The 13579-nt window shown below is 42.7% G+C and carries 4 protein-coding genes, 2 tRNA genes and 3 rRNA genes; 6 read left to right on the top strand and 3 right to left on the bottom strand.

The features are described from left to right. Positions 1-685: 685 nt before the first annotated feature. The 6 genes from BM207_RS02870 to BM207_RS02895 all read left to right on the top strand — a co-directional run bounded on the left by BM207_RS02870 (position 686) and on the right by BM207_RS02895 (position 7052). Positions 686-2205 (top strand): 16S ribosomal RNA (locus BM207_RS02870). Between the two features lie 189 nt (positions 2206-2394). Further along, positions 2395-2469: transfer RNA gene (locus BM207_RS02875), tRNA-Ile, on the top strand. A gap of 20 nt (positions 2470-2489) precedes the next feature. Then, positions 2490-2566: transfer RNA gene (locus BM207_RS02880), tRNA-Ala, on the top strand. 201 nt (positions 2567-2767) lie between these two features. Further along, positions 2768-5646 (top strand): 23S ribosomal RNA (locus tag BM207_RS02885). Positions 5647-5789: 143 nt separating this feature from the next. After that, positions 5790-5901 (top strand): 5S ribosomal RNA (gene rrf / locus BM207_RS02890). Together the 16S, 23S and 5S rRNA genes with 2 tRNA genes alongside form the textbook arrangement of a ribosomal RNA operon. A 170-nt stretch (positions 5902-6071) precedes the next feature. Next, complete coding sequence (locus tag BM207_RS02895) at positions 6072-7052, top strand: acyl-ACP desaturase (RefSeq protein ID WP_177217043.1); 981 nt, start codon at positions 6072-6074, stop codon at positions 7050-7052. A gap of 48 nt (positions 7053-7100) precedes the next feature. Here the strand turns inward: BM207_RS02895 and BM207_RS02900 are convergent, their stop codons facing one another. The 3 genes from BM207_RS02900 to BM207_RS02910 all read right to left on the bottom strand — a co-directional run bounded on the left by BM207_RS02900 (position 7101) and on the right by BM207_RS02910 (position 13563). Then, on the bottom strand, positions 7101-10466 hold the full coding sequence (locus BM207_RS02900) for a methylmalonyl-CoA mutase family protein (protein ID WP_090992075.1): 3366 nt from the start codon (positions 10464-10466) through the stop codon (positions 7101-7103). Positions 10467-10546: 80 nt separating this feature from the next. Next, the gene (pafA, locus tag BM207_RS02905; RefSeq protein ID WP_090992076.1) at positions 10547-12217 is read right to left on the bottom strand and encodes an alkaline phosphatase PafA; all 1671 of its coding nucleotides are present in this window, start codon (positions 12215-12217) and stop codon (positions 10547-10549) included. Between the two features lie 59 nt (positions 12218-12276). Then, complete coding sequence (locus BM207_RS02910; RefSeq protein WP_090992077.1) at positions 12277-13563, bottom strand: bifunctional folylpolyglutamate synthase/dihydrofolate synthase; 1287 nt, start codon at positions 13561-13563, stop codon at positions 12277-12279. Positions 13564-13579 lie beyond the last annotated feature (16 nt).

Genomic DNA, 13579 nt, shown 5'->3' on the forward strand with positions numbered 1-13579 from the left:
GGCGGATAATTTTCCTACTTTTGCATCCCGCTTCGGAGGAAGGGAAAAAGGATAAAGATGCAGATTGGGTTATTGAGATAGCGTTTTGGAGGGGAATATCAGGTGGACAGCTACTTAGCTGAAACCTGAAAATAATTCAAAATAAAGTTTGCGAAAAAGAAAAAGTTTTCTACCTTTGCAACCCGCTACGGAGGTAACGAGAGAAGGAAAAAGAGGGGGGGATTAAGTGAGGGTGATTGACATGGGAGACGGATTGATTATATCAAACAGGGGGCTGAAAAAAAAGTTCTGAAAAAAGTAAAAAAAAGTTTGGAATAAATAAAAAGTTTTCTACCTTTGCAGTCCCAAACGAAACGGGCGCCATTCAACGGATGTTGGGGAAGCGAAAAAAACGAGATTGAAACGACAGAAGACCGAAGGGAATATGTGGACTAAACAAGACCACATTGGAACGGAAAACAGGAAGTCGCCACATATAACAGACCGCCGTGAGGCAAGGTCGAAAAGTTCATTAAAGAGATATCATTACATAAGCGCAGCGGGGCAAACAGTACGGAAACAAAGTACATGTTACCGTTGCAGTTTTTTAAGTCTGTTTCTATCAGACAACATAATAATAGAATAAGACTATTTAATTTTAATAACACTAGAATACAAAATGGTCAGTGTTCGAACAAAACATTTTACAATGGAGAGTTTGATCCTGGCTCAGGATGAACGCTAGCGGCAGGCCTAATACATGCAAGTCGAGGGGTAGAGGTTGCTTGCAACCTTGAGACCGGCGCACGGGTGCGTAACGCGTATGCAACCTACCTTAATCTGGGGGATAGCCCGAAGAAATTCGGATTAACACCGCATAAAATCACAGTACCGCATGGTACAATGATCAAATATTTATAGGATTGAGATGGGCATGCGTGTCATTAGTTAGTTGGCGGGGTAACGGCCCACCAAGACCGCGATGACTAGGGGATCTGAGAGGATGACCCCCCACACTGGTACTGAGACACGGACCAGACTCCTACGGGAGGCAGCAGTAAGGAATATTGGTCAATGGAGGCAACTCTGAACCAGCCATGCCGCGTGCAGGAAGACAGCCCTCTGGGTCGTAAACTGCTTTTATTCGGGAATAAACCTACTTACGTGTAAGTAGCTGAATGTACCGAAGGAATAAGGATCGGCTAACTCCGTGCCAGCAGCCGCGGTAATACGGAGGATCCAAGCGTTATCCGGATTTATTGGGTTTAAAGGGTGCGTAGGCGGCCTGTTAAGTCAGGGGTGAAAGACGGTAGCTCAACTATCGCAGTGCCCTTGATACTGATGGGCTTGAATACACTAGAGGTAGGCGGAATGTGACAAGTAGCGGTGAAATGCATAGATATGTCACAGAACACCGATTGCGAAGGCAGCTTACTATGGTGTCATTGACGCTGAGGCACGAAAGCGTGGGGATCAAACAGGATTAGATACCCTGGTAGTCCACGCCCTAAACGATGAATACTCGCTGTTAGCGATATACAGTTAGCGGCTAAGCGAAAGCGTTAAGTATTCCACCTGGGGAGTACGCCCGCAAGGGTGAAACTCAAAGGAATTGACGGGGGCCCGCACAAGCGGAGGAGCATGTGGTTTAATTCGATGATACGCGAGGAACCTTACCCGGGCTTGAAAGTTAGTGAAGTATCCAGAGATGGATGCGTCCGCAAGGACACGAAACTAGGTGCTGCATGGCTGTCGTCAGCTCGTGCCGTGAGGTGTTGGGTTAAGTCCCGCAACGAGCGCAACCCCTATGTTTAGTTGCCAGCACGTTATGGTGGGGACTCTAAACAGACTGCCTGTGCAAACAGAGAGGAAGGAGGGGACGACGTCAAGTCATCATGGCCCTTACGTCCGGGGCTACACACGTGCTACAATGGATGGTACAGAGGGCAGCAAGCTGGCAACAGCAAGCAAATCTCAAAAAGCCATTCACAGTTCGGATTGGGGTCTGCAACTCGACCCCATGAAGTTGGATTCGCTAGTAATCGCATATCAGCAATGATGCGGTGAATACGTTCCCGGGCCTTGTACACACCGCCCGTCAAGCCATGGAAGTTGGGGGTACCTAAAGTACGTAACCGCAAGGAGCGTCCTAGGGTAAAACCGATAACTGGGGCTAAGTCGTAACAAGGTAGCCGTACCGGAAGGTGCGGCTGGAATACCTCCTTTCTGGAGTAGGATAGACTACCCGATGCGCTAAAAATGATAATGATATATATCTCTTAAGGAAAAACCCAGAAGATGAAGCCCAGTTGGTGCATACCGGCACAGCGGCGAGATTGGAAGATGATTACGATCTGCGAGAAGCGATTTACGAAGGAAACGGACACAGATCGCACTAACAGTCACCATCGAAGCAGTCCCGTAGCTCAGCCTGGTTAGAGCACTACACTGATAATGTAGGGGTCTCCAGTTCAAATCTGGACGGGACTACAAAAACGCTAAGTTTTTTTGGGGGATTAGCTCAGCTGGCTAGAGCGCCTGCCTTGCACGCAGGAGGTCAACGGTTCGACTCCGTTATTCTCCACCATCACCGGTGCTGTTATAAAAGCACGGAAATAGTGTTCCAGCGATGGGATACCGGGATAGAAAAGTTCTTTGACATATTGGAAGAAGTTAAAAAAGAAGAGCAAACAACAATAGAGACGTTGTTAGTTTGGAGTGCTTTCGGGCATGAAGATTTAACAATTATCAAAAAAGCATTTATATAGGCGCAAAAGGCTATATAGAGAAGAAAGTAAGAAAGAGTATACGGGGGATGCCTTGGCTCTCAGAGGCGATGAAAGACGTGATAAGCTGCGATAAGCCGTGGGGATTAGCAAATATGAATTGATCCGCGGATTTCTGAATGGGGAAACCTAGCTGATTGAAGATCAGTTGCACATAGTGCGCAAACCTGCCGAACTGAAACATCTAAGTAAGCAGAGGAAGAGAAAATAACAATGATTTCCTAAGTAGTGGCGAGCGAAAGGGAAAGAGCCCAAACCAGTTATGTTACGGCATAACTGGGGTTGTAGGACTACGATGTGTCATTAGCAAAATGAACTGGAATGGGATGGGAAGCCCAGCGATACACGGTGATAGCCCGGTACAGGAAAGTAATGCTAGGCTAGTAGTATCCTGAGTACCGCGAGGTCGGAGACGCCTTGTGGGAATCTGCCGGCACCATCCGGTAAGGCTAAATACTCCTGAGAGACCGATAGTGAACCAGTACCGTGAGGGAAAGGTGAAAAGAACCCCGAACAGGGGAGTGAAATAGAACCTGAAACCGTATACTTACAAGCGGTCGGAGCGTCCAGGTGGCGTGACGGCGTGCCTTTTGCATAATGAGCCTACGAGTTACTCTTCTCTGGCAAGGTTAAGTGTTTAAGACACGGATCCGAAGCGAAAGCGAGTCTGAATAGGGCGTATAGTCAGGGGAGGTAGACGCGAAACCTTGTGATCTACCCATGGACAGGTTGAAGGTGCGGTAACACGTACTGGAGGACCGAACCGATAAACGTTGAAAAGTTTCCGGATGATCTGTGGGTAGGGGTGAAAGGCTAATCAAACTGGGAAATAGCTCGTACTCCCCGAAATGTTTTTAGGAACAGCGTGGACATTGAGTTACATAGAGGTAGAGCTACTGATTGGGTGCGGGGGAGTCAAATCCTACCAAATCCAGACAAACTCCGAATGCTATGTAACATGGTCTGCAGTGAGGCGCGGGGTGCTAAGGTCACGCGCCGAGAGGGAAAGAACCCAGACCATCAGCTAAGGTCCCTAAATTACCGCTAAGTTGAACTAACGAGGTGCGATTGCATAGACAGCTAGGATGTTGGCTTGGAAGCAGCCATTCATTTAAAGAGTGCGTAACAGCTCACTAGTCGAGCGATCGTGCATGGATAATAAACGGGCATTAAGCGGTATACCGAAGCTATGGGTAATATTTATATTACGGTAGGGGAGCATTCCAGCGGCAGCGAAGTTGTAGCGTGAGCTATGGTGGAGCTTCTGGAAAAGCAAATGTAGGCATAAGTAACGATAAGGCGGGAGAGAAACCCGCCCACCGAAAGGATAAGGTTTCCTGATCAACGCTAATCGGATCAGGGTTAGTCGGGGCCTAAGGAGAACCCGAAAGGGATATTCGATGGACAACGGTTTAATATTACCGTACTTTTTATAACTGCGATGTGGGGACGGAGTAGTGACACTGCCGCGATCTGACGGAATAGATCGTTGAAGGCTGTAGGTATAGGAACGGTAGGCAAATCCGCCGATCCTGCTGAACGCTGATAGTACCGCGAGCCTTCGGGTAAGTGGATAGTGCAGGTAATCAGACTTCCAAGAAAAACCGCTAAGCTTCAGGTTATAAAAACCCGTACCGCAAACCGACACAGGTATCCGGGAAGAGAATTCTAAGGTGCTCGAGTGAATCATGGCTAAGGAACTCGGCAAAATGGCCCTGTAACTTCGGGAGAAGGGGCGCTGATAGCAATATCAGCCGCAGTGAAAAGGCCCAGGCGACTGTTTAACAAAAACACATGGCTTTGCAAAATCGAAAGATGAAGTATAAGGCCTGACACCTGCCCGGTGCTGGAAGGTTAAGAGGGGATGTTAGGGTTAAACCGAAGCATTGAATCGAAGCCCCAGTAAACGGCGGCCGTAACTATAACGGTCCTAAGGTAGCGAAATTCCTTGTCGGGTAAGTTCCGACCTGCACGAATGGTGTAACGATCTGGGCGCTGTCTCAGCCATGAGCTCGGTGAAATTGTGGTCCCGGTGAAGACGCCGGGTACCCGCAACGGGACGGAAAGACCCCATGCACCTTCACTACAATTTAACATTGACATTGGATACAGGATGTGTAGGATAGGTGGGAGGCTTTGAAGCGGCGTCGCTAGGCGTCGTGGAGCCAACGTTGAAATACCACCCTTTCTGTATTCGGTGTCTAACCCGACCAAGTCGGGGACATTGTTTGATGGGTAGTTTGACTGGGGTGGTCGCCTCCAAAAAGGTAACGGAGGCTTTCAAAGGTAAGCTCAGTACGCTTGGTAACCGTACGCGGAGTGCAATAGCATAAGCTTGCTTGACTGTGAGGCAGACAAGCCGAGCAGGGTCGAAAGACGGATATAGTGATCCGGTGGTTCTGCATGGAAGGGCCATCGCTCAAAGGATAAAAGGTACGCTGGGGATAACAGGCTGATCTCCCCCAAGAGCTCATATCGACGGGGAGGTTTGGCACCTCGATGTCGGCTCGTCACATCCTGGGGCTGGAGAAGGTCCCAAGGGTTCGGCTGTTCGCCGATTAAAGTGGCACGCGAGCTGGGTTCAGAACGTCGCGAGACAGTTCGGTCCCTATCTGTTGTGGGCGTAGGAATTTTGAGTGGGGCTGACCTTAGTACGAGAGGACCGGGTTGGACTAGCCTCTAGTGAATCTGTTGTTCCGCCAGGGGCATTGCAGAGTAGCTACGCTGGGAATAGATAAGCGCTGAAAGCATCTAAGTGCGAAACTAGCCACGAGATGAGAATTCCATATAGGGCCGTAGAAGACTACTACGTTGATAGGTCATAGATGTAAAGCTGGCGACAGCACAGTCGAGTGATACTAATAACCCGAAGCTTTCAAGAGCAATAGACTGTTGTTTGTTCTTCCTAACTAACTTCTTTCAATAATATGTCAATTGTTGAGTACATAGTATTTAGTACATAGTATTTAGATAAATTCGTCTAACTACTAACTGCTAAAGGCTAACTACTAACATTAAAAATATTTAGGTGCCTATATCGGCGGTGTCCACCTCTTCCCATTCCGAACAGAGAAGTTAAGCCCGCCAGAGCCGATGGTACTGCAGTAACATGTGGGAGAGTAGGTCGGCGCCAAATCTTAAAGTAAGCCTGTAACGAATGTTGCAGGCTTTTCTTGTTTATAGAGATTTTTCAATCCGGCAACGCGATATTTTTCAAACTTTAAAGGTTTTCAATCGTTTTAATTACAAATAAACTAACATTAAACTAGCCATAATACGTATCTTTGTATTTTAAATATAAAACTGATGAACATCAATTTTGGATCCAGAAAGGAAGTATTGTTACATGTTGAGAAATACATGCTAGAAATGATGCCTACCTATTTGAAACCTATAGATACCAACTGGCAACCATCCGATTTTTTGCCAGATTCTACTAGCGAGTCTTTTTATCAAGATATTAAAGCATTAAAGGAAAATGCAAAAGACCTTTCATATGATTTAGTGGCTGTGCTAATCGGAGATACAATTACTGAGGAAGCCTTACCAACATATGAATCATGGTTAATGACCATGGATGATATTTCTCGCGATGAAGAAGGAGGATGGGTGAAATGGAACCGAAGCTGGACAGCCGAAGAGAACCGCCATGGCGACTTACTCAATAAATATTTATACTTATCAGGCAGAGTAGATATGCGCCAAATGGAAATATCTACCCAATATTTAATAGCTGATGGATTTGATATTGGAACAGGTCACGATCCATACCGTAATTTCGTTTACACTAGCTTTCAAGAACTCGCCACTAATATCTCCCATAGAAGAGTAGCTTCCTTAGCGAAGAAGGATGGCGATACGCTGTTATCTAAAATGTGTGGAGTCATTGCTGCTGATGAAGCACGCCATGCTAAAGCTTATAAAGATTTTATGTCAAAAATATTTGAAGTTGATCCTAGTGAGGCCATGATTGCTTTTGAAGATATGATGCGTAAGAAAATTGTAATGCCTGCACACTTTTTACGCGAAATGGGATTAAAAATCGGGCAAACTTTTGGTCATTTCACGGATGCTGCTCAACGCTTAGGAGTTTACACTGCAGTAGATTATGTTGAGATCATGCAACAATTGATAGAAGAATGGAAAATCGATAGTATAAAAGAATTAAATGAAGCAGGCGAGAAGGCTAGGGATTATGTAATGAATTTGCCTGATCGTTTGTTACGGGTTGCCGATAGGATGAAAAACCCAACCATGGAATATAAATTTAGCTGGATCAACTCATAAAGGAATCACTTTGACAAACTTTTAAAGTTTGTCAAAGTGATTCCTTTATTACATATTTCTTCTGTATTGTCCGCCAACTTCATATAAAGCATTACTTATCTGTCCCAAAGAACAGATTTTACATACCTCCATTAGCTGTTCAAATATATTCGCTCCAACAATGGCTGATTTTTGTAAACCCTTTAAAGCACTGTCTGTTTTCGCTGAATTTCTATCTTGGAATGCTTGCAAAGCGCTAATTTGAAACTGCTTCTCCTCTTCTGTCGCTCTGATTACTTCACCTGGTACAATCGTAGGTGATCCATTTTTATTAAGGAAAGTATTTACACCCACAATAGGGAACTCTCCGGTGTGTTTAAGAGTTTCGTAATATAAGCTCTCTTCTTGTATCTTACCACGTTGATACATAGTTTCCATAGCCCCTAAAACTCCTCCTCGATCATTGATTCGTTTAAACTCTGCTAATACTGCTTCCTCCACAAGGTCGGTCAGATCCTCTATAATAAATGCTCCCTGTAAAGGATTTTCATTCTTAGCTAACCCAAGCTCTCGATTAATGATAAGTTGTATAGCCATCGCTCTCCGAACAGATTCTTCAGTAGGGGTAGTGATCGCTTCATCATAGGCATTGGTATGAAGGGAGTTACAGTTGTCGTATATTGCATATAGTGCTTGTAATGTGGTACGGATATCATTGAAATCTATCTCCTGTGCGTGTAAAGAGCGCCCAGAAGTTTGGATATGATATTTTAACTTTTGTGATCTGTCGTTCCCTTTATATTTATTTTTAATCGCCTTGGCCCAAATCCGTCTGGCAACCCGTCCGATCACTGAATATTCAGGATCGATACCATTGCTAAAGAAGAACGATAAGTTAGGAGCGAAATCATCAATATACATTCCACGACTTAAATAATACTCGACGAAAGTAAATCCATTACTTAAGGTAAAAGCTAATTGAGAAATTGGGTTTGCACCTGCTTCTGCTATATGGTATCCAGAAATAGAAACAGAATAAAAGTTTCTAACTTTTTCATCTATAAAATATTTTTGGATATCACCCATCATCCTTAAAGCAAATTCAGTTGAAAAAATACAGGTATTTTGCGCCTGATCTTCCTTTAAAATATCTGCCTGAACTGTACCACGAACAGCACTAATCGCATATGCTTTAATTTTTGCGTAAACCTCAGCCGGTAATACCTCATCTCCCGTAACACCTAACAGCATCAAACCTAAGCCGTTGTTACCTTGTGGTAGCTCACCTTGATAATGGGGGCGAGCAATGCCTTTTTCCTGGTAAATTTTAGTTATTCTTAAATCAACTTCCTTTGTTAATCCATTATCAATAATGTACTTTTCGCATTGCTGATCAATAGCCGCGTTCATGAAAAATCCTAAGAGCATAGGTGCAGGACCATTAATGGTCATCGAGACTGAAGTAGAGGCGGCACAAAGATCGAAACCGGAGTAGAGTTTTTTTGCATCATCCAGCGTTGCGATACTTACTCCAGAATTACCTATTTTACCATAGATGTCGGGACGTATATGGGGGTCTTCTCCATAAAGCGTTACAGAGTCAAAGGCCGTTGACAAACGGTGTGCAGGTTGCCCAAGTGAAACATAGTGGAAACGTTTATTAGTACGTTCTGGTCCACCTTCTCCAGCAAACATACGGGTTGGATCTTCACCCTCTCTTTTAAGCGGGAAAACTCCAGCAGCGTATGGGAATTCTCCGGGTACGTTTTCAGTTAATAACCAACGTAAGATATCTCCCCAATCTTCATACCGCGGAAGCGAAACTTTCGGGATTTGAAGTTTTGAGAGGGACTCATAGTATAATGGTTGCTTAATTTCTTTATCACGTACCTGATAACTAAAGAATTCAGCTTTGTATTTCAATTTTGTATCCGGCCATTGACGTAGTAAACGTTTACAATCCCCATCTAACTGCTCCTCTAAGAAAGCATAAGCATCTTTTAATCCGCTTCCGAAGTCCTGGAAATCTTCTGCAAAACCTATGACTCCTTGAAGTTGGTATAATTTTCTGGCAATTTTGCATTGTTTGTCGACCCATTCGTTGTAGGTTTCACTTGCCTCAGCAATTTCCGATAGATAACGAATTCGGTCTGGCGGTATGATGTATATTTTTTCGGATTGATTGGCAGTAATTTCCATTTTCGATTCGAAATGAAATCCTGTTTTTTCCTTTAATTTAGTGACTAATGCAACAAATAAATTATTCATGCCAGGGTCGTTGAATTGGGAAGCCATTGTTCCGTAAACTGGAATTTCGTCGTCCTTCGCATCAAAAAGGTTATGATTGCGTTTATATTGTTTTCTTACATCACGAATAGCGTCTAGAGCACCTCTTTTATCGAATTTATTAATGGCCACCAAGTCTGCAAAATCCAACATATCGATTTTTTCTAGCTGACTGGCGGCTCCGAATTCTGGGGTCATTACATATAGCGAGACATCGCAGTGCTCTGTAATTTCAGTGTCCGACTGTCCAATACCAGAAGTTTCTACAATAATCAGGTCATAACCGGCTGCTTTACAAATGTCGATGCTTTCTTGCACATTTTTGGATAAAGCTAAATTGGCTTGACGTGTGGCGAGAGAGCGCATGTATACACGAGGATTATTGATTGAATTCATGCGAATGCGATCGCCGAGCAGTGCACCGCCTGTTTTCCGTTTTGATGGGTCGACCGAAATAATAGCGAGCGATTTATCTTTTATTTCAATTAAAAATCGACGAACTAGTTCATCAACAAGCGATGATTTTCCCGAACCACCGGTTCCAGTAATACCTAAAACGGGAGCTTGGCTTTTTAAAGTGAGTTTTTTTAACTCATCAACAAATGATTGCGCTCCTTCTGGATCATTTTCTGCCACGGTAATGGCCGAGGCAATACTTTTAACTTCCTTATTTGGAATGGCCGCTAATTCGTTGGTAATTGCTTTTGTAGTAATAAAATCTGTTTTTTCCAGCATGTCATTGATCATACCTTGCAAACCCATTTTACGGCCATCGTCTGGCGAGTAAATTCTGGTAATACCATAATCCTGAAGTTCAGCAATCTCTGCGGGTAGGATTACTCCTCCACCACCTCCAAAAATTTTAATATGTCTTGCGCCTCTTTCTTGCAACAAATCGTACATATATTTAAAATATTCGATATGTCCTCCTTGATAGGAAGTCATGGCAATACCTTGTACATCTTCTTGAATTGCACAGTTAACAACTTCATCTACCGATCGGTTGTGCCCAAGATGGATAACTTCGGCACCTGAGGATTGTAAAATACGACGCATAATATTAATTGTTGCATCGTGGCCATCGAAAAGTGCGGCAGCTGTTACAAAACGTATTTTATTTTTAGGCTTGTAAGCGAGAATTTGTTCCATAAGGTTAGGATATTTGGTGACACAAAGTTAGCAAAAACTACAGATTAGCACGAGTGTTCATGAGGTCTTATGAATTTCGGCTATTTAATTAATTCTGTAATTACGTTGCCTATTGACCCACTTGGCTCCTGAATATGCAGTAAAGCAGAGACTGTGGGTGCAATGTCTGTCATATAATATTTTTTGTTTGTCTTACCAGGTTTTATTCCCCAGCCCATAAATACAGCGGGAATATGACTGTCGTATGGGTTCCAAGCACCATGTCCAGTACCGGTACTTGTTGATGGATATGAACCTGCATCAAGGATATAGTAAATATCTCCACTGCGACGAGCGTTATATCCATTTGTTATCTTAGTTTTAAGTTCGGTGGGGATAGTCGCATTGTTTAGATTTTTAATGTCCACTGCATTAAATATGCCATTTTGTTTAACTAAATAGTCAAGACATAATTGCTTTATTTGCCCAAAGTCTGCATTGGCTTCTTTTATCGCTTCATGATCGAAAATAACTTGATTGTTCATCATGGTAAAAATTGCTTTTTTTACTCGAAAGTTAGACAGGATAAGACTGTCCAATGCAGTTTTAAGCTTTCTAGTTGATAAACCTTGGCCAGGCAGTTTGTTTTCTTGTGAGAAACCTGGTACATGAGTAGCGCCGTGATCGGCTGTTAAGAAAAATAGATAATTGCCTTTGCCAACCGTTTTATCTAAATAAGTAAGAAACGCTGACAAATCCTTATCCAGACGTAAATATGTATCTTCTGCTTCAATAGAATTTGGTCCAAATTGATGACCAACATAATCTGTTGAAGATAGGCTTACTGCTAGAAAATCTGTGTTGTTCATCTGGCCTAGCTTTTCTCCTACAATAGCTGCCTTAGCCATTTCCAAAGTAAATGTGTTTCCCTGGGGCATACTTGCCATCATCGAATAATTCTTATTTACATATTGATTAAATAAGTGAGGAAAAACTGAGGCTGTTTCACCTTTAAATAAGCCCTCATAAGATTTTTGGTCACTTGTACTGTTTATATAAGACTCTATGGGATAGATGGTATTCCAATCTTGCGCAAAGAATTTGTCTGGCCATTTTTCGGCATTGAACTGCTTTACCCAATCCGGCAGATTGTTCATGTAATGCGTACTAGTGATGAAATTTCCAGACAGGTCATCATACCAATATGACCCATTGGCAACATGGCCGCCAGGCAAAATAGCTCCACGATCTTTGATAGAAATACTGATTACTTTACTTCTGAAATTTGTGGCCATTCTAAGCTCATCTGTTACAGTGGTAACCAATAGATTCTTAGGCGACATAAGTCCTTCATTGCTAACACTGCCTACTGTTTTAACATTTTTATCTTCTACGCAATATACATCTCGTCCTATTTGAGAATCGAACCAGTTATTACCAATTATACCATTGATAGCTGGCACTGTGCCTGTATAAATGGCTGCATGTCCACAACCTGTAAGTGTGGGAGTATAGGGGATTAAGGTGTTTTCAGCAGAGAAACCTTCGTTAATTATTCGTTTGAAACCTCCATTGCCATAGCGCTCATTATAACGATATAGGTAATCCCATCTCATTTGGTCTACCACCATTCCGACTATCAATTTTGGACGGGCAACTTTTTTAGGATAGGTGATCGATGAATTTTGGGTGTTGGACTTTGTCCATTTCTGAGCATATGAAGAAAAGCTCAATACCAGTAGAAATAACAGGGGGAAATGTTTTAGTTTCATTTGTATTTAATAGGATGGGATAAAAGTAATCAATGCTATGCGAACAGCACATGAATTTATTATATTATTTCTGCTACGACAAAAGTGCTTCCTCCAATAAAAACGAGGTCGTTTTTGTTTGCATTATATTTGGCTTTTTCAAGGGCTTCTTTAACAGAAGGGAAAACACTCCCTTTAAGACCGAAAGTAGCTGCCTCTATGGCTAGCTCGTTGGCAGCAAGAGCTCTTTCGAGCTTAGGCGCACAAAAATAATAACTGGCATTTTTAGGTAATAGCGTTAACACACTACTTATATCTTTATCCTTTACCATGCCAATTACAAAATGTAATTTTTGATGAGCGGTTGCAAAAATATTTTTTAATACCTCTGTTATTCCCGCTATGTTATGACCCGTATCACATATTACGAGAGGATTTGTACTTAATCTTTGCCATCTGCCCTGTAAACCTGTTATTTTTTTAGTAGTTGCTAATCCACTATAAACGGCGTAGTCTGAAATTTCATACCCTAGGTTTTTTAACTGCTGGATGGATTCTAATACGGTTAATATATTTTTTTGCTGATAAGTCCCTGTCAGGTCCAGTTTTAATTTTGGGTAGGTCGAATTGCCTTGCATCTGTACACTAACAACTAACTTCGAATTTTGGACTTTTAAATCTTTTAACTTCAGTAGTTTATCTGCGAAGTAAATTGAAGCATTTTCAAGTTTTGCCTTTTCAATGAAAACGTTTTCAGTTTCTTCTTGCTGCTCGCCAATTACCACAGGAACACCTCTTTTAATAATTCCTGCCTTTTCTTTTGCAATCTCTGCCAGGGTATTTCCTAGAATATTGGTATGGTCTAAACTAATGTTGGTGATAACTGAGAGTTCGGGGGTGATTATATTGGTTGAGTCTAATCGGCCGCCTAAGCCAACTTCAATAACTGCGAAATCAACCTTTTCGTTAGCAAAATAGTCGAAAGCCATACCAACAGTTACCTCAAAAAATGATGGCTCAATTTCGTGAATGAGTGTCTTATGGGTTTTTACAAAATCAATAACGGTTGACTTAGGTATCATCTTTCCGTTTATACGAATACGTTCTCTGAAGTCTTTTAAGTGGGGCGATGTATACAATCCCGTTTTGTAACCGGCTTTTTGTAGGATCGCAGCTAACATATGTGACGTAGAACCTTTCCCGTTGGTGCCGGCAACATGGATGGATTTAAATTTATGCTGAGGATTTGCCAATGCTTCGCATAAAGCAATGGTGTTGTGTAAGTCTTTTTTTAAGGCAATAGCACCAATCCGTGTAAACATGGGAAGTTTGGTGTAAAGAAACGCTAAAGTCTGTTGGTAGGTCATTTGAATGACAGAATGG

Origin of the sequence: Pedobacter insulae, assembly GCF_900113525.1 — a bacterium.
GTDB lineage: Bacteria > Bacteroidota > Bacteroidia > Sphingobacteriales > Sphingobacteriaceae > Pedobacter > Pedobacter insulae.